At 70.3% G+C, this 21131-nt stretch carries 13 protein-coding genes; all 13 read right to left on the reverse strand.

Annotated elements, in window-relative coordinates:
- Window positions 1-6: 6 nt before the first annotated feature.
- The 13 genes from ACFW9O_RS09730 to mreD all read right to left on the reverse strand — a co-directional run bounded on the left by ACFW9O_RS09730 (window position 7) and on the right by mreD (window position 21129).
- Window positions 7-1290: a nucleotide sugar dehydrogenase gene (locus ACFW9O_RS09730; protein WP_384606963.1), complete on the reverse strand. Its 1284-nt coding sequence runs from the start codon at window positions 1288-1290 to the stop codon at window positions 7-9.
- Complete coding sequence (locus ACFW9O_RS09735; protein WP_384606966.1) at window positions 1287-2918, reverse strand: glycosyltransferase family 2 protein; 1632 nt, start codon at window positions 2916-2918, stop codon at window positions 1287-1289. Before ACFW9O_RS09735 ends, ACFW9O_RS09730 begins: the two co-directional genes overlap by 4 nt.
- Complete coding sequence (locus tag ACFW9O_RS09740) at window positions 2915-4498, reverse strand: glycosyltransferase family 4 protein (RefSeq protein ID WP_384606968.1); 1584 nt, start codon at window positions 4496-4498, stop codon at window positions 2915-2917. Before ACFW9O_RS09740 ends, ACFW9O_RS09735 begins: the two co-directional genes overlap by 4 nt.
- Complete coding sequence (locus tag ACFW9O_RS09745) at window positions 4488-5510, reverse strand: Gfo/Idh/MocA family oxidoreductase (RefSeq protein WP_351175595.1); 1023 nt, start codon at window positions 5508-5510, stop codon at window positions 4488-4490. The genes ACFW9O_RS09740 and ACFW9O_RS09745 overlap by 11 nt, the downstream gene beginning before the upstream one ends.
- Window positions 5507-6625: a DegT/DnrJ/EryC1/StrS family aminotransferase gene (locus ACFW9O_RS09750; RefSeq protein WP_351175593.1), complete on the reverse strand. Its 1119-nt coding sequence runs from the start codon at window positions 6623-6625 to the stop codon at window positions 5507-5509. Before ACFW9O_RS09750 ends, ACFW9O_RS09745 begins: the two co-directional genes overlap by 4 nt.
- A 350-nt stretch (window positions 6626-6975) precedes the next feature.
- Window positions 6976-11160, reverse strand: coding sequence for an Rne/Rng family ribonuclease (locus ACFW9O_RS09755; protein ID WP_384606972.1), 4185 nt, complete (start codon window positions 11158-11160; stop codon window positions 6976-6978).
- A gap of 230 nt (window positions 11161-11390) precedes the next feature.
- Window positions 11391-12173, reverse strand: coding sequence for a TIGR03936 family radical SAM-associated protein (locus ACFW9O_RS09760; protein ID WP_384606975.1), 783 nt, complete (start codon window positions 12171-12173; stop codon window positions 11391-11393).
- 122 nt (window positions 12174-12295) lie between these two features.
- The gene (locus tag ACFW9O_RS09765) at window positions 12296-13450 is read right to left on the reverse strand and encodes a hypothetical protein (RefSeq protein ID WP_384606978.1); all 1155 of its coding nucleotides are present in this window, start codon (window positions 13448-13450) and stop codon (window positions 12296-12298) included.
- Window positions 13451-13535: 85 nt separating this feature from the next.
- Entirely contained in the window at window positions 13536-15461 is a 1926-nt protein-coding gene (locus ACFW9O_RS09770) for a TIGR03960 family B12-binding radical SAM protein (RefSeq protein ID WP_384606981.1), read from the reverse strand.
- Between the two features lie 51 nt (window positions 15462-15512).
- Window positions 15513-17045: a CHAD domain-containing protein gene (locus ACFW9O_RS09775; RefSeq protein WP_384606983.1), complete on the reverse strand. Its 1533-nt coding sequence runs from the start codon at window positions 17043-17045 to the stop codon at window positions 15513-15515.
- Window positions 17046-17108: 63 nt separating this feature from the next.
- The gene (rodA, locus tag ACFW9O_RS09780) at window positions 17109-18299 is read right to left on the reverse strand and encodes a rod shape-determining protein RodA (protein ID WP_351175581.1); all 1191 of its coding nucleotides are present in this window, start codon (window positions 18297-18299) and stop codon (window positions 17109-17111) included.
- A complete protein-coding gene (gene mrdA, locus ACFW9O_RS09785; protein ID WP_384606986.1) occupies window positions 18299-20470 on the reverse strand; it encodes a penicillin-binding protein 2 in 2172 nt (723 codons plus the stop codon). Before mrdA ends, rodA begins: the two co-directional genes overlap by 1 nt.
- On the reverse strand, window positions 20467-21129 hold the full coding sequence (gene mreD / locus ACFW9O_RS09790; protein ID WP_384606989.1) for a rod shape-determining protein MreD: 663 nt from the start codon (window positions 21127-21129) through the stop codon (window positions 20467-20469). The genes mrdA and mreD overlap by 4 nt, the downstream gene beginning before the upstream one ends.
- Between the last annotated feature and the right edge of the window lie 2 nt (window positions 21130-21131).

Here is a 21131-nt window from a genome sequence, read left to right on the forward strand (position 1 = left end):
AAGCGGTCAGCCGCCGATGACGACGCGGCGGACGCCGGCCCAGTTGGCCGGGTCGGTCGTACGGCGGCCGTCGACCAGGACACGGACGTCCGGAAGGTCGGCGGCGGCCAGCTCGCGGTACTCGGCGTGGTCGGCCTGGAGGATCGCGGCAGTGACGGCCTGGCCCTCGTGCGGCACGAGGCCGTGGGCGGTCAGCTCGTCGGCCGTGTACATCGGGTCCGAGACGAACGGCATCGCGCCGCGCGCCTTGAGCGCCTCCACGACTCCGAAGACACCGGAGAACGCGGTCTCCTTGACGCCACCGCGGTAGGCGGCGCCCAGCACCACCACACCGACACCGTTCAGGTCGCCGTAGGCGGCGGCCAGCAGGTCGACGGCGTACTCGGGCATCGCGGCGTTGGCCTCACGGGCCGAGCGCACGACGGTGGCCTCCGGGTCGTTCCACAGGTACATCCGCGGGTAGATCGGGATGCAGTGGCCGCCGACGGCGATGCCGGGCTGGTGGATGTGGCTGTAGGGCTGGCTGTTGCAGGCCTCGATGACCTTCTTGATGTCGATGTCGTTCTTGTCGGCGAACCGGGCGAACTGGTTGGCCAGACCGATGTTGACATCGCGGTAGGTGGTCTCGGCGAGCTTGGCGAGCTCGGAGGCCTCCGCCGTACCGAGGTCCCACACACCGTTCGCACGGGGCAGGTCCTCACGGTCGTCGAAGTCGAGCACGGCCTCGTAGAACTCCACACCGCGCTGCGCGGACGCCTCGTCGATGCCGCCCACGAGCTTCGGGTAGCGGCGGAGGTCGGCGAAGACGCGGCCGGTCAGGACCCGCTCCGGGGAGAAGACGAGGTGGAAGTCCCTGCCCGGCGTGAGGCCCGAGCCCTCGGCGAGCATCGGCGCCCAGCGGGTACGCGTGGTACCGACCGGCAGCGTGGTCTCGTAGCTGACGAGGGTGCCCGGCTTGAGGCCCGCGGCGATCACCTTCGTCGCGGCGTCCATCCAGCCGAAGTCGGGGGTGCCCTCGGCGTCGACGAAGAGCGGTACGACCACCACGACGGCGTCGGACGCGGCCACCGCGGCCGTGGTGTCCGTCGTCGCGGAGAGCAGGCCGGCGCCCACGGTCTCCTTGAGCTTGACGTCCAGGTCGTACTCGCCGGGGAACGGCTCGGTGGCCGCGTTGACCAGCTCGACGACCTTCTCGTTGACGTCCGCGCCAATGACCTTGTGGCCCTTGGCGGCGAACTGCACGGCGAGCGGAAGGCCGATCTTGCCGAGCGCGACTACACAGATGTTCATCGGGTTACTTTCCTCTTCAGCCTGGACAGCATGTGGCGCAGCCGCTTGCCCGCACCGGGTTTGATCTCCCACAGGGGTGCCGTCGTGATCACGAGACGGCCCTTGGGATTCTGGTTCGCCGCGACCCTGTACGGGACGGCCTGCCGCCAGCGGCGGGCCAGGGGCAGCGGTCTGCCGCCGGTCTTCACCGGGATCTCGTACGTCGAGCCTGCCAGGTCCACGTACACGCGGACACCGAGCTTCGACTTCACCGCGTGGACGGGGATCCGGCCCTGCAGCGTCGTCGCCCGTCCGTCGTCGGTGGTGCCGCGGGTGAACTCACCCTCCGGGGCCGGCAGTTCGTGGTCCGGCTGCAGTCGTCGCGCGCCGGGCTTGTCCGCGCTCTTGGGCATGGCCCCCTTGGCCATGCGCACGGTCACCGAGCCGGTGTCGCCGAGGACACCGATCCGTGCCGAGAGAACGAGGTGCAGGTTGTCGCCCGCCTGGTCCCACTCGGCGGCGAGCAGCTCCGTGCCCTGCGCCAGCCGCCCGGGAACGGCCTCGCCGACCAGTTCGTAGCAGCGGTCGGGCAGGCCGAGGGACTCGTCGCGGAAGCCGGGGTACAGGGCGAATGCCTTGTCGCCCTCGATACGGAAGGGCGGGGCGCCCTGCTCCGCCTCCTCGGTGATCGCCCGGATCAGTTCGTCGACGGCACCCGCGCGCGCAAGACAGATCCGCACCCGGCGCTTGACGTCCAGGGAGTCCCTGAGCGCGTCGGTGAAGTACTCGTCGGCGAGCGCCGCGATGCCTTCGCAGACCTCGCGCCGCGTCTCGGCGTCGAGAGCGGGGAAGTCGTCCTGGACGAGCTTGGCGAGCTCCCAGGTGAAGTGGCGCTGGAAGAGGGCGTCCCGGTCCGGACCCGCCTCGACCAGTGAGGCCGCGTGCTTCATGATCGCGGCCGTGCAGCGCAGCCGGGACAGGTGATTGGCCCGGTAGGTGATGTTGCTGGCATCACCGCGCTTCACCGCGTAATAGAAGGTGTAGTCCGAGAGCACCGAGATCTTCCGGGCCCGGAAGCACGCTTCGATGGTGAACGGCTGGTCGCTGCCGACCGGCAGGTCCTCCGGGAAGCGCAGTCCGTGCTTCTCGACCAGCTCGCGGCGGAAGAGCTTGGTGTTCGCCAGCGTGAAGGGCAGGCTGGAGTGGAACAGGCTGACGTCCGGGTCGTTCTTCTTGTACAGCTTCTGGTGGACGTACCGGCCGTTGGTTCCGACCATCTTGCCGATGACCACGTCGGACTCGTGCTCGTCCGCGTAGGCCACCATCCGCTCCAGGGCTTCTTCGCCCAGGTAGTCGTCGGAACCTATGAAGTAGACGAACCGGCCGGTGGCCACTTCCAGCGCCCTGTTGCTGGGCGCGGCGGGACCGCCCGAGTTGGCCTGGTGGATGACCTTGACCGTACCCGGGTACAGCTCGGCGAACCGGTCGAGCTCGGCGCCGCTGCCGTCCGTCGATCCGTCGTCGACCGCGATGATCTCGAGGCGGTCGAGTCCTATGCTCTGGCCGACGAGTGAGGTGAGGCACTCCGTCAGGTAGGGCATCGTGTTGTAGACGGCTACGACGACGGTGGCATCAGGTCTTCCGCTCATGCCACCACCTGGGCAACCGGCACCGTCGCCTTGCTGTGGGTGCCTCCGCCGAGTACGCGGGTGTAGACGCCGTCGAGGACTTCCGCCTGCGCCTCCCAGGTCCACTCGTCGAGCAGCCCCTTGGTCTCGTAGACGTCGCGGTACTTCTTCGGATCGGCGAGCACGGCCTTGACCGCGCGGACGTAGTCCGCCACGTCCTCCGCGGTGAACACCTCACCCTGCCCGGTCTGCGCCACCATCTCGCCCATCGTCTTGACATCGCTGACGACGAAGGGGAGGCGGGCGTGCGAGTACTCGAAGAACTTGGTGATCAGGGCGATCTCGTGGTTCGGCCAGTGGTGGATCGGGATCACTCCCGCGTCCGCCGAGGCCAGGAACGGGACGACCTGGTAGTGCGGCACGTACGGCAGGATGTGCAGACGATCCGACACACCGAGTTCCTCGGCCCGCGCGGTCAGCTGGTTCATGTAGTCCGACGTGGGCCGAAGGACGACGAACGCCACGTGCGTTCCCGGGAGCTGCGGCAGCGACTCGACCATGATGTCGAGGCCTCGCTGCGGGGCGGCGGCACCGCTGTAGACGGTGAGCGGCACGTCCGGCCCGATCCCGCACATCTCCCGCAGGTCCGGTACGGGTTCGGCAGCCTGCTCGGGAGAGATCTCCGCGTCGGGCGCGTTCAGCACGACTTCCGGCTTGGCCTTGAGGCCGTGCCGTTCGGCGAGCATGTCGGCGAGGGTCTCGGAGACCGTCGTCACGGCGTCGGCGTACTGCGAGAACTCCCGCTCGTAGGCGCACTGCGCGACGTGCCACCGCGGGTGCGAGTTCCACGGCTTGATGCCCGGCAGGAACTCGTGGGCGTCCCAGACGAGCTTGACGGAACGGCCCTTGGCCTCGGCCCGCAGCTTCGCCCGCGCTCCCACGCCGAGCATGCGGAAGTCGTTGGCGTGGATCAGGTCGGGCTCGAGGCTGTCGATGACCTTGCCGTACGCAAGCTCCATGTCCCACAGTGCGGGGTCGAGCCGGCGCCAGGAACGGTTCCCCATCGTGCGCACCCAGAAGGCCGTGGTGAAGCGGTCCAGCGGGGACTTCATGTCCTTGCGGCGCTGCTCGAGGGCGTTCGTCTGCTTCACGCGCAGGGAGACCCACTTGCTCGCGAAGCGCGCAAGGAGCCGCGGGGGCAGCAGTTTGAGCTTGGTGACGGCCGACCCCTGCCGTCCCGCCTGGATGACCTGGATGTTCAGTTCGGTCCGCCAGGCCTTCATCCGCTGCCTGCGGTAGGCGGCCAGCGGGCCCGGCTGGTAGGCGAGCGGCGACCGCAGTATGGCGCGGCGGTACTCGTGCCGTCTGCGGTGCATGGGCGTCGGAACGTGAAGCAGTCGCACCTCGGCGTCACCGAGCTGCCAGGTCTGCTCCTTCTTCGTCGGCGATTTGCCCAGCAGGACCACGTCCCAGCCGGCCGCGGCCGCTGAACGCGCCTCCTTCTGCACACGTGAGTCGCCGTTCACGCCGTTGTCGACCAGCATGACGATCTTGCCACGGGGGCTACGCTGCGCCACCGCCACCGAACTCTCAACCGCCATGATGAGCGGGCTCTCCTGTCTCAAGAACAATCGTGCGACCGCTCCGGGCCGATTCCAGAACCGAAGCCGCCACCTCAACGGTACGCAAACCCTGTCGCAGGGTGCAGATATCGGCCTCGGTACCCAGCACAGCGTCCCTGAAGAGCTCATGCTCGACAAGCAACGGCTCGCGCTTCGGGATCGCGTAACGGATCATGTCGCCCTCGGAGACCCCGCGGAACGCGCGCAGCGCCTCCCACTCGGTGGTCACCGCTGCGTTCGAGTGGAACGTGAGGTCGGCGGTGAGGGTGTCGGCGATGTAGCAGCCGCGCTCACCGGTGACCGAGGTGAAGCGCTCCTTGAGCGGGCTCAGCCAGTTGACCAGGTGGTTGACCATGGTGCCGTCGGAGAGCTGGCCCACGGCGGAGACCATGTCCTCGTGCGGGCGGCCGGACTTCGACACGGTGTGGGCCGCGATCGACGTGTACGTCTGGCCGGTCACCCAGCCCGTCAGGTCGATGTCGTGCGTGGCGAGGTCCTTGACCACGCCGACGTCCGCGATCCGGTGCGGGAACGGGCCCTGGCGGCGGGTGACGACCTGGAAGACGTCACCGAGCTCGCCGGCCTCCAGACGGCTGCGCAGCGAACGCAGGGCCGGGTTGCAGCGCTCGATGTGGCCGACTCCGGCCACCAGGTCGCGCGACTCGAAGGCCTCGACGAGGCGGCGGGCGCCCTCGACGGTGTCGGCCAGCGGCTTCTCGATCAGGGCGCAGACACCGGCGTCGGCCAGCTGCAGGCCGACGGTCTCGTGCAGCGCGGTCGGGCAGGCCACGACCGCGTAGTCGACACCGAGGGCGATGAGCTCCTCGACGGTCGACAGGACGGGGGCGCCCTGCGCCCAGCCGTTCTTGTCGCCCATCGGGTCGACGACGCCGACCAGGCTCACGCCGTCGAGTCCGGCCAGCACACGGGCGTGGTGGCGCCCCATGGAGCCGAGGCCGATGAGCCCGGCCCTCAGTACGGCGGCGGTCACAGGCTCTCCCCCAGTGCGTTCACGGCGTTGGCGATGCGCTCCAGTTCACCCTCGCTGAGCGACGGGTGGACGGGCAGCGAGACGACCTCGGCGGCCGCCCGCTCGGTCTCGGGCAGGTCCCAGGTGCGGCCGGCCTTCTGGTCCGGCTCCCAGTAGGGCTTCAGCCGGTGGATCGGGGTCGGGTAGTAGACGGCGTTGCCGATGCCCGCCTCGGTGAGCTTCGCCATCGCGGCGTCGCGGTCGCCCTGCACCCGGATCGTGTACTGGTGGTAGACGTGGCGGGCGCCCTCGGCGACCGGCGGCGTCGTCACGTTCGGCGCGGTGATGTGCGCGTCGAGGTACGCGGCGTTGGAGCGGCGCTGCTCGGTCCAGCCACCGACCTTGGTCAGCTGCACGCGGCCGACGGCTGCGGCAACGTCCGTCATGCGCACGTTGGCGCCGACGATCTCGTTGGCGTACCGCTGCTCCATGCCCTGGTTGCGCAGGAGGCGCAGGGTGCGGGCGAGCTCGGCGTCGGCCGTGGTGACCATGCCGCCCTCGAGGGAGTGCATGTTCTTCGTCGGGTAGAAGCTGAACGTTCCGCCCTCGCCGAAGGCGCCCACGGGGGTGCCGTTCAGGGCGGCGGCGTGGGCCTGGCACGCGTCTTCGACCACAGCGAGTTTGTGCTTCGCCGCGATGGGCATGAGCTTGTCCATCGCCGCCGGGTGACCGTACAGGTGCACCGGCATGATCGCGGCGGTGCGCGGCGTGATGGCCGCCTCGACCGCGGCGGGGTCCAGACCGTAGCTGCCGGGCTCGATGTCGGCGAAGACGACATCGGCGCCGACGAGGCGGACCGCGTTCGCGGAGGCCGCGAAGGAGAAGGAGGGAACGATCACCTCGTCGCCCGGGCCGACGCCGAGGGCAAGCAGCAGAAGATGCAGCGCGGAGGTACCGGAGTTGACGGCGACGCAGTGCCGTCCGTCGACCAGCTCGGAGAAGCCCTCTTCGAACGCCGCGACCTCCGGCCCCTGTACGACGCGGCCACTGCGCAGCACGCGTACCGCAGCCTCGATCTCTTCTTCACCGATGACCGGGCGGGCAGCAGGAATCGGCTGCTCGTTGATGCTCGTCATGGACGTCCTCCTTGAACAACACCGCAAGAGCTCTTTACAGGCAGAGGTCTGGGGTGCGGGACGTCATTACGAGGCCGCGCATAACCCCACCGGCACAATGCCGACGCCCTACCGAGGAATCTGGGCCCAGTCAGTCCTGAACCGGGTCGGTCACCGACCGTAGTCCCGCGAAGGGACCTGAACAGGCCGACGACCGCCGTCACATTATCAGGGATTTCCTAGGCGATTTCGGGCCCGTTAACCCGCCAGTGCATCAGTTCTGAAACAAAGCAGGTGTCCCGCCCCGAAGGCTTCGGGGCGGGACACGGATCGATGAACAACCGATTACGAAATGCTCAGTCGACCGTTGCTCAGGACTCGTCGGCCTGCGCGGAAGCGGTCACGGAAGGCGACGACTGCTCGGCGGCGACGGTCTTCTTGGCCGTTGCCTTCTTCGCTGTCGTCTTCTTCGCGGTCGTCTTCTTCGCGACCGTCTTCTTAGCGGCCGTCTTGGTGACCGCCTTCTTGGCCGGGGCCTTCTTGGCGGCCTTGCGGACCGCCTTCTTGACCGGGGCTTCCGTCTCCGTCCCGGACTCGTCCGCCGCCGGGGCGTCGGACGGGGCCGGCTCGGCCGCGGAGCTTCCCGTGACCACGACGACCGCGGCCTCGTCCGCACCGGTCGGCGAACCTGCCGGAGCGGTTGCCTTGCGGGTCGCCCGGCGGCGTGCACGCGGCGGGGCGGCCGGAGCGGACACCTCGTCGGCTGCCGGTGCCTCGGGGGCCGGAGCCTCGGCCGCGGGGGCCTCGACGACCGGGTCCTCGACCGCTACGGGTTCCGCGGCGGGCTCGGCCGGGGTGACCGGCGGCGCGACGTCGGCCTGCTTGGGAGCACCGGCCGGAGAGGTCGCCTTCCGGGTCGCCCTGCGGCGCGTACGCCCCGCGGGTGCGGCCTCGGCCTCGGGGACCGGGGCGGCCGCCGGGGTCTCGGCGACCGGCTCCGCCTGCGGCTCGGCCTCGACGGCCGGGGCCGGCTCGGCCACCGGAGCAGGGGCTGCGGCCTGCGGCGCGCCGGCCGGAGCCGACACCTTGCGGGTCGCACGCCGACGGCCACGGCCGCGTGTCGCCGCCGCTTCCGCCTCGGCCGGGCTGCTGTACAGCTCCTCGTCCGCGACGAACTCCGGCTCGGGCAGCGCGATCGGGGCTGCGACCTCGGCCGCCACCTCGTCCTCGCTCTCGACCTCATGCTCGTCGTGCTCGTGGTCCTGGACGTGCTGGTCGTGGTCGTGCTCCTGGCCGGCGCCACCGCGTCCGCGCTTCTTCGAGCGCTTGCCGCCGCCACCGCCGCCACCGACGGACGTCGGCTGCTCCATGTGCACGATCACGCCGCGGCCGTTGCAGTGGACACAGGTCTCGGAGAAGGACTCCAGCAGACCCTGGCCCACGCGCTTGCGCGTCATCTGGACCAGGCCCAGCGACGTGACCTCGGCGACCTGGTGCTTCGTACGGTCCCGGCCCAGGCACTCCAGCAGTCGCCGCAGGACCAGGTCCCGGTTGGACTCCAGCACCATGTCGATGAAGTCGACGACGACGATGCCACCGAGGTCGCGCAGCCGCAGCTGGCGCACGATCTCCTCGGCCGCCTCCAGGTTGTTCTTGGTGACGGTCTCCTCGAGGTTTCCGCCCTGCCCGGTGAACTTGCCGGTGTTGACGTCGACGACGACCATCGCCTCGGTCTTGTCGATCACGAGCGAGCCGCCGCTGGGCAGGTAGACCTTCCGGTCCAGTGCCTTCATCAGCTGCTCGTCGATCCGGTACGTCGCGAAGACGTCGACCTCGGAGGTCCAGCGCGACAGACGGTCCGTGAGGTCCGGTGCCACGTGCGAGACGTAGCCGTGGATGGTCTCCCAGGCGTCCTCACCGCTGACGATGACCTTCGAGAAGTCCTCGTTGAAGATGTCGCGGACGACCCGGACGGTCATGTCCGGCTCGCCGTACAGGAGCGTCGGGGCGTTGGTGCTCCCGCTGCTCTTCGACTTCTTCTGGATCTCTTCCCACTGGCCCTGCAGCCGCTCGACATCGCGGCGCAGCTCGTCCTCGCTCGCGCCCTCGGCGGCGGTGCGCACGATGACGCCCGCGTCCTCGGGAACGATCTTCTTGAGGATGGTCTTCAGCCGGGCCCGCTCGGTGTCGGGCAGCTTGCGGCTGATGCCGGTCATGGAGCCTTCGGGCACGTAGACCAGGTAGCGGCCGGGCAGGGAGACCTGGCTGGTCAGGCGGGCGCCCTTGTGACCGATCGGGTCCTTCGTGACCTGCACGAGGACCGACTGGCCGGACTTCAGCGCGGTCTCGATACGGCGCGGCCCGTGGGCCATGCCGAGCGCCTCGAAGTTGACCTCACCGGCGTACAGCACCGCGTTGCGGCCCTTGCCGATGTCGACGAACGCGGCCTCCATGGACGGCAGGACGTTCTGCACCTTGCCCAGGTAGACGTTGCCGACGTAGCTGGTGGCCTGCTCCTTGTTGACGTAGTGCTCGACGAGCACGTTGTCCTCGAGGACACCGATCTGGGTGCGCTCGCCGCTCTGGCGGACGACCATGACGCGCTCGACGGCCTCGCGGCGCGCCAGGAACTCCGCCTCGGTGATGATCGGGACGCGACGGCGGCCCTGCTCGCGGCCTTCGCGGCGACGCTGCTTCTTGGCCTCCATGCGGGTCGAGCCCTTGATGGACTGGACCTCGTCGAAGCCGGTGCCGGGCTCGCGCTCGGCTTCCTTCTTGCGCGGCTCGCGGACCTTGACGACCGTGCGCTCCGGGTCGTCCTGGCCCGAGGGGCCGTCCTCGCCCGAGGCGTCCCCGCTGCGGCGGCGACGACGGCGACGGCGACGGCTGCTGCTGGATCCGGACGCCGAGGACTCGTTGTCCTCGTCGTTGTCCTCGTCCTGCTCCTGCTCGTCCTCGGAGGCCTCGTCGTGCTGCTCGGCGTCGTCCGCGTCGTTGGTCTCACCGCGACGGCGACGGCGGCCGCCACGACGACGGCGGCGCGAGGGGCGGTCGCCGTACTCGTCCGAGTCGTCCTCGTGCTCGGTTTCCGCCTCGGGCTCGGCCTCGTGCTCGTCCTCGACGGGCTCCTCCACCGGGAGGGTGATGGGCGTTGCTGCCGGCTCGGTCTCGACCGCCTCACCGCGACGGCGGCGACGACGGCGCGAACCGCCCTGCGGCGCGGCCTCGGCGGCCTGCGCGGGTGCGGCGGCCTCCGCCGCGGGCTCAGCCTCGACGGCCTGTGCGGGCGCGGCCTTGCGCGACGCGCGCTCGGGGGCCTTCGGCTCCTCGAACTCGTCGTTGTCCTCGTACTGCGATCCGGAACCGGCGGCAGCCGCTGCGGCAGCCGCGGTCTCCGGGGTCTGGAACATCGGCTCGGCGAAGACCGGTGCCTGGAAGACGGCCACGGCGGGGCGCGTCGCACGACGGCTCCTGCGTGCCGGCTCCTCGACCTTGCCGGTGAACTCGGGCCTGCCCGCGGCGGCGGTGGCCCGGCGGCGCTGGCGGCCTCGCGGCGCGGCTTCCTCGACCTCTTCGGCCTCGGCGGCGAGCTCCTCGGCGACAGCCGCGGGAAGGCTCTCACCGGTCTCGGCGGCGGCCTCCTCGGCAGCCTCCTCGGCCGGCTGCGGGGCAGTTGCCGGAGCGGTGGCCTTACGGGTGGCGCGACGACGACCACGCGGGGCCTCGACGACAGGCGCCTCGGCAACGGGCTCGGCGACTTCCGCGACCGGCTCGGCCACGGTCTCGGCCGGAACCTCGGCGGCCTGCGTGCCCTGCGGCGTACCGGCCGGAGCCGATGCACGGCGCCGGGTACGGCCGCGCGGCGCGGCGACGGGCTCGGGGGTCTCGGTGGGCTCCGCGGCAACGGGCTCTGCGGGCTCGGCCACGACGATGTCCTCGGCGGCGGCCTCCGCGTTCTGCGGGGCACCTGCCGGAGCGGTCGCCTTACGGGTGGCGCGACGACGACCACGCGGGGCCTCGACGACAGGCGCCTCGGCAACGGGCTCGGCGACTTCCGCGACCGGCACGGCGACCTGCGCGGCCGGCTCGGCCACGATCTCGGCGGCCTCGGCGCTCTGCGACGCACCCGCGGGGGCGGTGGCCTTGCGGACCGCGCGACGGCGGGCACGTACCGGCGGCGCCGGCTCTGCGGCCTCAGGGGCTTCCTCGGCCTCGGCCGGGGTCTCCACGGGTGCCGCGGCGACGGGCTCCACGGCTTCGGGGGTCTGCGGCGCACCCGCGGGAGCGGTGGCCTTGCGGACCGCGCGACGGCGGGCACGTACCGGCGGCGCCGCTTCGGCGGTCTCGGCCGTCCCGGTGCCGGTCGTACCGGTCACCGCGGCCTCCTCGGCCGGTATGGCCGGCGTGGCGTCCTCGGCGACGGCCGCACCCGGTGCGCCCGACGGCGGGCCCGCGGGGCGGGAGGCTGCGCGGCGCCTGCGGCGCGGAGGCAGCTTGTCCCCGGGGGTGTTGTCCTCTGTGTTCCCGGTGGTACCGGGTTCGATCGGCTCGAGCATGCGGGCGGTTCTCCCGTCACGCTCCCGGGCGCCGCGCCTGATTCCGGTCCGGCACGGTACGCGTGATGTGCGCGATACCGCCGTCCGGGGCGCGGGCGCCGCACGGGAGCTGATGTCTGGCTCGCCGGTTCCGTACGCGATTACGCACGGCCTGGCGAAAGTCTTATGGGGCGGTGCGCGGCCCGACCCAGGTGGCTCCCGAGTCCAAGGGCTGCGCTACAACGACCGCCTTACGCGGAACCTGCACCTTCCGGCGCCGTCGCGACGGCGGGCCGGTCGGCCGGAACAAGAACGGCCGTGGCTGCCTCGCGGTCAGGCGCGAGCGGGTCGGTCACCGTGCCGGACTCCTCATCGAAGAGCCCCTGCGCCAGCCTGGTCACCGCTGCGGGGACCGGCGGCGCCAGGTCGGCCACAACTCGGAGACCGGACAGGACGTCGTCGGGTCGCACGGCAGGTGTCACGTGCCGCACTACCAGGCGCAGTATCGCACAAGGCCTGTCCCCGGACCTATCAGGCTGTGGATCAAGAGCCTGTAGTTCGGCGACGGCCGCACGGGCGTCGAAGCTCCGCATCCCGTTCTTCGCACGCCGCTGGACCTCGACGGTCTCGGCGTCCAGGAACGCGGCAACGGCCTTGCGGGCGTCCTCGACGTCGACTCCGTCCAGGCGCATCTCCCACACGGAGGCGGTCAGCCGGTCGGCGAGGCCCGAGGTGTGGGCCTCCACCGCGTCGATGATGTCGAGGCCGTCCGGCATCGACGCGTCGAGCAGCTCGCGGAGCTTTCCTGGGTCCCGCGCCTCGGTGAGGGCGATCTCCAGGAACTCGGCCTCGCTGCCCGTACCCGTGGGGGCGGCGTTGGCGTACGACACCTTCGGGTGCGGGGTGAAGCCCGCCGAGTAGGCCATGGGCACCTCGGAGCGGCGCAGTGCCCGCTCGAAGGCGCGCTGAAAGTCTCGGTGGCTGGTGAACCGGAGGCGGCCCCGCTTGGTGTAGCGCAGTCTGATGCGCTGCACCGCCGGTGCGGGCGGCGGGCCTTCGGGCTGTCGCTTGCCCAGTGGTTCTTCTCCTCGGTGCGGGGCGGACGCGGTGGCGCACCGCCCACGAAGTACAGGGTGCCCCGGGGTGCCGCTCCGGCTCACCCCCGCTCGACGGTTTTGTCGGCGAGCAGGGAGATCTCGGGCGCGGGCGCCTCGCTGGGGACAGTCGTTGTTCTACCCAGGGTACGCGCAGCGGACCCCCGTAGTTCCCGCACCTCTGTGACCTGCGGCGGTCCCACCAGTGCGCGCCATGCGTCGCGGCGGGCCGTGCGCACGCTCTCGCGGGCCGCGCTCAGCGCGCTGCGGACGGTGCGCCCCGCCTCCAGGGCGCCCTGTCTGACGGGGGCCCACACCGCGTCACGTACGAAGTGTCCGACCGGAGTGCACACCGTGCGCCAGACCCAGGTCACCGGCGCGCCGACCAGACGCCACGCCAGCCACGCCAGGGCGCGCCCGACGGCCCGGGAGATGTATCCGGCGATCCGCCAGGCGACCCCGGCCGCGGCAGCGACCTCCCGGCCGACGGGAGCCAGGACATGCCGGTACACCCAGGCGAGGGGCAGGAAGAGGAGCGTCATGATCAGCCAGACGGCGGCAGCCACGAGCCCCCGCCCGGTGGCGGAGATCCCGCGCCCCAGCTGGGTGAGCACCCAGACGATGCCGTGCCCGACCGGGGTGAGCGCATACCGGTACGCCCAGGCGACGGGCATGACGACCAGGTGTGTGACGAGCCAGTCGGCGGCGATTCCGAGTGGCTTCAGGACGTAGCGCCACAGGCCGGTCGCCGGCCACACCAGGAGCAGGGTGAACAGTCCGGCGACGGCGGCGCCGAGCGCCCGGCCGGCCGGGACGAGCAGCCTGCGGTACACCCACCGCAGGCCGTGCCCGGCCGGGGTGAGGACGGCCCCGTGCAGCCACACCAGCGGGGCGACGATCCCGTAGCGGACGACGGGGACGACGACGTACCGCCACAGCCCGATCCAGGGCCATACGAGGACGGCGACGGCCAGCCACGCGAGCGCGCGTCCGACAGGCGCGAGCACGGTGTCGTACAGCCACTCCAGGGCGCGCCGCAGCGGACGCAGCAGCACACGCTCCAGGACCCTCAGCCCCGCGACGAGCACGTCCCAGATCATCCGTACGGGCAGGACGAGGACGAGCACGACGATCCGTACCGGAATCCTGATGAGGGTGGTCAGGCAGCCCTCCCCGCCTTCGTACCGCTCGGGCGTCGGCCGTTCGTCGTGGTCCATGCAGTACATGACGCGAAGGCCCGGCCAGGGGTTTCCCCGGCCGGGCCTTCTTCACCGGGCTGTCACCCGGACGGCTGTCTCGGTGCTACTTCACCACGGTGAGCGGCAGGAGCTTCTTGCCCGTCGGACCGATCTGGATGTCCAGGTCGAGCTGGGGGCACACCCCGCAGTCGAAGCAGGGGGTCCAGCGGCAGTCCTCGACCTCGGTCTCGTCGAGCGAGTCCTGCCAGTCCTCCCAGAGCCAGTCCTTGTCGAGGCCGGAGTCCAGGTGGTCCCAGGGCAGGACCTCCTCGTACGTCCGCTCACGGGTGGTGTACCAGTCGACGTCCACGCCGAATGCGGGCAGCGTCTTCTCGGCGCTGCTCATCCAGAGGTCGTAGCTGAAGTGCTCGCGCCAGCCGTCGAAACGGCCGCCCGCCTCGTACACCGCGCGGATCACGGATCCGACCCGGCGGTCGCCCCGGGAGAGCAGGCCCTCGATGATGCCGGGCTTGCCGTCGTGGTAGCGAAAGCCGATGGAGCGCCCGTACTTCTTGTCGTCGCGGATCTTGTCGCGGAGCTTCTTCAGCCGGGCATCGGTCTCCTCGACGCCGAGCTGCGGTGCCCACTGGAACGGGGTGTGCGGCTTCGGGACGAAGCCGCCGATGGAGACCGTGCAGCGGATGTCGTTCTGGCCGGAGACCTCGCGGCCCTTGGCGATCACGTTGACCGCCATGTCGCCGATCTGGAGGACGTCCTCGTCGGTCTCGGTGGGCAGGCCGCACATGAAGTACAGCTTCACCTGGCGCCAGCCGTTGCCGTACGCGGTGGCGACCGTGCGGATCAGGTCCTCCTCCGAGACCATCTTGTTGATGACCTTGCGCATGCGCTCGGAGCCGCCCTCGGGGGCGAAGGTGAGACCGGACCTGCGGCCGTTGCGGGTCAGCTCGTTGGCCAGGTCGACGTTGAACGCGTCGACGCGGGTGGAGGGCAGCGAGAGGCCGATCTTGTCGTCCGTGTACCGGTCGGCGAGGCCCTTGGCGATCTCACCGATCTCGGTGTGGTCCGCGGAGGACAGCGAGAGGAGGCCGACCTCCTCGAAACCGGTGGCCTTGAGTCCCTTCTCGACCATTTCGCCGATGCCGGTGATGCTTCGCTCCCGCACGGGGCGCGTGATCATGCCGGCCTGGCAGAAACGGCAGCCGCGGGTGCAGCCGCGGAAGATCTCCACGGACATCCGCTCGTGGACGGTCTCGGCGAGGGGCACGAGGGGCTGCTTCGGGTACGGCCACTCGTCGAGGTCCATGACCGTGTGCTTGGACACGCGCCACGGCACGCCGGACTTCTTGGGCACGACGCGGCCGATGCGGCCGTCGGGGAGGTACTCGACGTCGTAGAAGCCCGGGACGTAGACCCCGCCCGTCTTCGCCAGCCGGAAGAGCACCTCTTCGCGGCCACCGGGCCGGCCCTCGGCCTTCCAGGCGCGGATGATCTCGGTGATCTCCAGGACGGCCTGCTCGCCGTCGCCGATGACCGCACAGTCGATGAAGTCCGCGATCGGCTCGGGGTTGAACGCGGCGTGGCCGCCCGCCAGCACGATCGGGTGATCGACGGTGCGGTCCTTGGACTCCAGCGGGATGCCCGCGAGGTCCAGGGCCGTGAGCATGTTGGTGTAGCCGAGCTCGGTGGAGAAGCTCAGCCCGAACACGTCGAAGGCGCCGACGGGGCGGTGGCTGTCCACGGTGAACTGGGGCACCTGATGCTCGCGCATCAGCTCCTCGAGGTCCGGCCAGACGCTGTACGTGCGCTCGGCGAGGACGCCTTCGCGCTCGTTGAGCACCTCGTACAGAATCATGACGCCCTGGTTGGGGAGTCCGACCTCGTAGGCGTCCGGGTACATGAGTGCCCAGCGGACGTCGCATTCCTCCCACGGTTTGACGGTGGAGTTCAGCTCACCGCCGACGTACTGGATGGGCTTCTGCACATGCGGGAGCAGAGCTTCGAGCTGCGGGAAGACCGACTCGGCAGACATCTGGGGACCTTCGTGAGCTGGCAGGGGTGACCATCAAGCGTAACCCGGTACTCAGCCCTTCAGCGCCGATCGCAGTTCCGGATCCGATGCCCGGGCCCACACCTCGGGCAGTTCGCGCTCCCGGTCGGCCGCCGCGGCCTCCTCCTGTCCGTACAGCAGACCCCAGGTGAAGGCGGACTCCCCCGCGCCGTGCGCCTGGACCGCCAGCGTGCGCAACGCGTCCCGGGCGACCACGCTGTCCTGGTGCTCCCCGAGGACCGTCTGCACCGCCTTCATGCGCTTGGCGAACCTCTTGGCCGGCCTGCCCAGGGCGGGCCGGGCGGCCTCTCCCGCGTACCGCGCGCGTTTCGCGGCCTTGCGGGCCTCATGCATGGCGAGGTCCCGCTCCTCGCCCGGGGGCTGCTCCAGGGCACGGCCGATCCGGGTGGCGAGGCGCTCGTAGTCCTTGAGCACGGCCCGGGGCAGGGTCTCCTGCGGCTCCTCCGCGGCACCGGGCCGCAGGGGCGGGTCGGCGAGGAGGGCGTCGAGGGTCTCCAGCAGGGCCAGATACCGCTTGCCGTCGAGTACGGAGATGATCCGGCGCCGCGATCCGGCACGCCCTGCGACGGACCACAGGCGCAGGCGGCCGCGGACGGGGCCGAGGACGAGGGGGCGGGGCAGTGCGGCGATCCGGTCGCCGAGCCGCTCGTCGAGCACTTCCTGGTCGCGGTCGATGCCGAGCTCGGCGGCGAGCCATCTCAGCTCCTCGCCGACGGGGTCGGTGACGGTCCGGTCCAGCACCTTGCGGTAGGTCTTGAAGGCGCTGCGCAGCCGTCGGGTGGCGACCCTCATCCGGTGCACGGAGTCCGGGAGGTCGCGGCGTACGGCCGGGTCGAGTCCGATGACGGCCTCGATCTGCTCACGTACGTAGGCGAGCACGTGGTCGCCTGCCGTGAGCGGGGCCGCCGCGCCGTTCTTCCTCTTCCGCCGCTGTTCCTTCGGGGCGGTCTCGGCCAGGGCCCTGGCCAGTTTCGACGCCGAGGCCGAGGACCGTACGCCGGCCTTGTGGAGCCGCCGCTCGACGGCGTCGAGGAAGGCGGGGTCTCCGTCGTCGGCCAGCTCGACCTCGATCTCGGTCCAGGCTGCCTCGGCGCCGTGCGCCTCGGCGGTGAGCCGTTCGGCGCGGACCGCGTCGATGCTGAGCTCGGCGAGCAGGGCGCCGTCCTCGTCGAGCAGGTGGTGGACGTCCCGGGAGGAGAGCAGCCGGACGACGGGGACCGTTTCCGCGTCCCTGACCCGGGAGCGGAGCAGCGCGGCGAGGCTGTGCGGCAGGGTGTCGGCGAGCGGGGCGTGGATCTCGTCGCGGATGCCGGTGGAGACCGGGAACTTGAGATGCCAGCCTGCGTCGTCCCCGCCCGTTCTGCGCCGGAGCGTGAGCGAGTCCGCGGCCAGCCGGAAGTCCTCGGTGTCGTAGTAGACGGCGTCGAGTTCCCTGAGGCCACGGTGGACGACGGCCGACACCCCGGCCACACGGGTCAGGTCGGGCAGCCGGGTTCCGGGCGTCGCTTCGTACTTACGCTCGATCTCACGCTTCGAGTCCGCCATAAACCGAATCTAGACGTGTTCCGCGCCGATGGGCAGGGGGCCCCGCGGGTGGCCGGTACCGGCTCAGGCCGTTATCGGCCTCTGCACCCTGATCGACTGGAGCAGCCCGATCGCCACCCAGACGGCGAACATCGATGATCCTCCGTAGGACACGAACGGCAGCGGAAGTCCCGCCACCGGCATGATCCCGAGCGTCATTCCGATGTTCTCGAAGGACTGGAAGGCGAACCAGGCGATGATGCCGGCGGCAACGATCGTCCCGTAGAGCTCGCTCGTCTCACGGGCGATCCGGCAGGCGCGCCACAGGACGATGCCGAGCAGGACGATGATCAGGCCTGCGCCGAGGAAGCCGAGCTCCTCACCCGCGACGGTGAAGACGAAGTCGGTCTGCTGTTCGGGAACGAACTGGCCCGTGGTCTGGGAGCCCTTGAAGAGCCCGGTGCCGCTGAGCCCGCCGGAACCGATGGCGATGCGCGCCTGGTTGGTGTTGTAGCCGACACCGGCCGGGTCCAGCGCCGGGTTGGCGAAGGCCGCGAAGCGGGCGATCTGGTAGTCGTCGAGCAGGCCGAGCTGCCAGATGGCGACGGCGCCCGTCGTCCCCGCGCCGAGGAGTCCGAAGACCCAGCGGTTGGACGCGCCGGAGGCGAGCAGGACGCCGAGCACGATGACGGCCATGACCATCACGGATCCGAGGTCGGGCATCAGCATGACCACGGCCATCGGGATGAGCGCCAGGCCGAGCGACTTGGCGACGGTCCGGTGGTCGGGATGCAGCTGGTCGCCCGCGTCGACCCGGGCGGCGAGGAGCATCGCCATGCCCAGGATGATCGTGATCTTGGTGAACTCGGAGGGCTGGAGGGAGAAGCCACCGGGAAGGAGGATCCAGGCGTGCGCGCCGTTGACGGTGGCGCCGAGCGGCGTGAGGACCGCCAGGACGAGAAGCACCGAGAGGCCGTAGAGGACCGGGACGGCTCCCCGCAGGGTGCGGTGGCCGAGCCAGATCGTGCCGACCATCAGGGCGACACCGATGCCGGTGTTGAGGGCGTGCCGGAACAGGAAGTAGTACGGGTCGCCGTGGGTGAGCGAGTCACGGCCGCGGGTCGCCGACCAGACGAGGAGCGATCCGATGAAGGACAGGGCGAGCGCCGACCCGAGCAGGGGCCAGTCCAGCCGCCGTACGACGGAGTCGCGTGCGGTGAGCTTGGCCCAGGAGGAACGCTCGGGGGCGTAGCGCGAAACGGAGAATCCGGCCATCAGTCCCGCCTCCACGGCACTCCGGCGAGCGCGAGTGCCTGGGTGCCCTCTTCGGCAGGGGGCTCGGGGACGTAGGGCTTGATCTTCGGAGACTCGATCTGCCCGTCCGGCTGGATCTTCGGCAGGGTCTTCTGGGGCTTGGGCAGCAGAGCCTTCTTGAGGTCCTGCTTCCCGGCGGAGTCGAGTCCGTAGAGCGCGTTGTAGATGTTGCGCACGGCGGGGCCCGAGGCGCCGGAGCCCGTACCGCCCTGGGAGATCGTCATGACGATCGAGTATTCCTTGGTGTACGTGGCGAACCAGGAGGTCGTCTGCTTGCCGTAGACCTCGGCCGTGCCCGTCTTGGCGTGCATCGGGATCTTGTCCTGGGGCCAACCGCCGAATCGCCAGGCGGCGCTGCCCCGGGTCGCGACTCCCGCGAGGGCTTCGTCTATTTTGTCGCGCGTGTCGCCCTTGAAGGGCAGTTTGCCGTGCGCCTGGGGCTTGATCTCCTGGACCGTCTTGCCGTCCCCGCTCACGACGGCCTTGCCGACGGTCGGGTCGTAGAGCGTGCCGCCGTTGGAGATCGCGGCGTAGATGGTCGCCATCTGGATCGGGGTGACGAGGGTGTCGCCCTGGCCGATCGAGTAGTTGACGGAGTCACCGGCGCGCATCTTGTAGCCCTCGAGGCAGCCTTCGTACGCGATCTTCTCGACGTACGTGCCGTCCTTCTTGCCCTGCTTGCACCAAGAGGTCTTGTTGGCGTCGTAGAAGTTCTGCTTCCACTGACGGTCGGGGACACGGCCGGGGACCTCGTTGGGGAGGTCGATGCCGGTCTCCTTGCCGAGGCCGAACTGGTGCGCGGTCTTGTAGAACCAGTCGTTGGTGTTCTTCTTCGGCTTGTTGCCGCCGTCCTTCTGCCACTCCCTGTGCGCGAGGCCGTAGTAGACGGTGTCGCAGGAGACCTCCAGGGCACGGCCGAGGCTGATGCTGCCGTAGCCCTGGGACTCGAAGTTCTTGAAGACCTGGCCGCCGATGGAGTACGAGCTCGGGCACGGGTAGTTGCCGTCGAATTCGTATCCGGCGTTGACCGCGGCGGTCGAGGAGATGACCTTGAAGATCGACCCGGGGGCCGCGGTTCCCTGGATGGCACGGTTCAGCAGCGGGAAGTTGGACTTCTTGCCGGTGAGCTTCGCGTAGTCCTTGGCGGAGATGCCGCCGATCCAGGCGTTTGGGTCGTAGGTCGGCAGGGAGGCCATCGAGACGATGCGGCCCGTCTTGGCCTCCATGACGACGACGGCACCGGAGTCCGCCTTGTAGAGCTCGTTGGTGTTGCGGTCCATCTCCTTGCGGGCCGTCTCCATCGCCTTGTTGAGCTCGTACTCGGCGACGGCCTGGACCCGGGCGTCGATGGAGGTGACGACGCTGGCTCCGGGCTCGGCCTCGTCGTTCTGCGCCTGGCCGATGACGCGGCCGAGGTTGTCGACCTCGTAGCGGGTGACGCCGGCCTTGCCGCGCAATTCCTTGTCGTACGTGCGCTCCAGACCGGAGCGGCCGACCTGGTCGGAGCGGAGGTAGGGCGAGTCGCTGTCCTGGGCCTTGGTCACCTCTTCGTCGGTGACGGGCGAGAGATAGCCGAGCACCTGGGAGGTGTTGGCCTTGCCGGGCGCGGCGTAACGGCGTACGGCGGTGGGTTCGGCGGTGATGCCGGGGAAGTCCTCGGCACGCTCACGGATGGTGAGGGCCTGCTGGGTGGTGGCCTCGTCGGTGACCGGGATCGGCTGGTAAGGCGAGCCGTTCCAGCAGGGCTGCGGGGTCTTGGCGTCGCAGAGCCGGACCTTGTCCCGGACGTCCTTGGGCTTCATGTCCAGGACGCCGGCGAGCCGGGTGAGGACGCCGACGCCGTCGTCCTTCATCTTCATCAGCTCGGTACGGCTGGCGGAGACGACGAGGCGGGTCTCGTTGTCGGCGAGGGGTACGCCGCGCGCGTCGAGGATGGCGCCGCGGACGGCGGGCTGGACGACCTGCTGGACGTGGTTGTTCTTGGCTTCGTCGGTGTACTCCTGGCCGTTGCGGATCTGGAGGTACCAGAGCCGGCCGCCGAGCGTCAGGAGCAGGGAGAAGACGAGGACCTGGATGACGACGAGACGGATCTGGACCCGCTGGGTCCGGCCCGTCTCCGGGATGTTGCTCACAGCCGCTTGACCCCCTTGATCCTTCCTGCGCGTGCGGCGCGGTTACGGGCGGCCTTGACGCGCAGTCCGCCCCGCTGGCTGCCGATCCGCAGCCCGGTGCCCGAGGCCAGCCAGCCGGCGGCGACATCGCCGCCACCGGAACTGTCGGCGATCGGATCGTTCTCGGTACGTCTGGCGAGCGCCATGATCAGCGGAACCGTGAACGGCGCGAGGAGCAGGTCGTACACGGCGGCGGTGAACAGCAGGCTGCCCAGTCCCACATGACGGGCCGCCGTGTCGTCGACGAGGGCGCCGACACCGGCGTACAGCAGGGTCGACCCGATCGCCGCGGCGACGACGACGGCCATCGGGGCGAAGGCCGACTTGAGCTGGCCGTTCTCGGGGCGGACCAGACCGGCTAGGTATCCGATGACGCAGAGCACCAGGGCATAGCGACCCGCGGCGTGGTCGGCGGGCGGCGCCAGGTCGGCGAGGAGGCCCGCGCCGAACCCGATGAGCGCGCCGCTGACGTGCCCGTACACGAAGGCGAGTCCGAGCACGACGAGCAGCAGCAGGTCGGGGGTGGCGCCGGGGAGCTGGAGGCGGGCGAGTACGGAGACCTGGAGGACGAGGGCGACCACGACCAGGGTGACGGAGAGCAGAGTCCGGTTGAAGCGCATGG

Origin of the sequence: Streptomyces sp. NPDC059499, assembly GCF_042749285.1 — a bacterium.
GTDB lineage: Bacteria > Actinomycetota > Actinomycetes > Streptomycetales > Streptomycetaceae > Streptomyces.

Coding starts and splice junctions, on each gene's coding strand:
- rodA (WP_351175581.1), bottom strand. CDS start 18,299: ATGGCCGGATTCTCCGTTTCGCGCTACGCCCCCGAGCGTTCCTCCTGG.
- mreD (WP_384606989.1), bottom strand. CDS start 21,129: ATGCGCTTCAACCGGACTCTGCTCTCCGTCACCCTGGTCGTGGTCGCC.
- ACFW9O_RS09765 (WP_384606978.1), bottom strand. CDS start 13,450: ATGGACCACGACGAACGGCCGACGCCCGAGCGGTACGAAGGCGGGGAG.
- ACFW9O_RS09770 (WP_384606981.1), bottom strand. CDS start 15,461: ATGTCTGCCGAGTCGGTCTTCCCGCAGCTCGAAGCTCTGCTCCCGCAT.
- ACFW9O_RS09730 (WP_384606963.1), bottom strand. CDS start 1,290: ATGAACATCTGTGTAGTCGCGCTCGGCAAGATCGGCCTTCCGCTCGCC.
- ACFW9O_RS09775 (WP_384606983.1), bottom strand. CDS start 17,045: ATGGCGGACTCGAAGCGTGAGATCGAGCGTAAGTACGAAGCGACGCCC.
- ACFW9O_RS09735 (WP_384606966.1), bottom strand. CDS start 2,918: ATGAGCGGAAGACCTGATGCCACCGTCGTCGTAGCCGTCTACAACACG.
- ACFW9O_RS09740 (WP_384606968.1), bottom strand. CDS start 4,498: ATGGCGGTTGAGAGTTCGGTGGCGGTGGCGCAGCGTAGCCCCCGTGGC.
- ACFW9O_RS09755 (WP_384606972.1), bottom strand. CDS start 11,160: ATGCTCGAGCCGATCGAACCCGGTACCACCGGGAACACAGAGGACAAC.
- ACFW9O_RS09750 (WP_351175593.1), bottom strand. CDS start 6,625: ATGACGAGCATCAACGAGCAGCCGATTCCTGCTGCCCGCCCGGTCATC.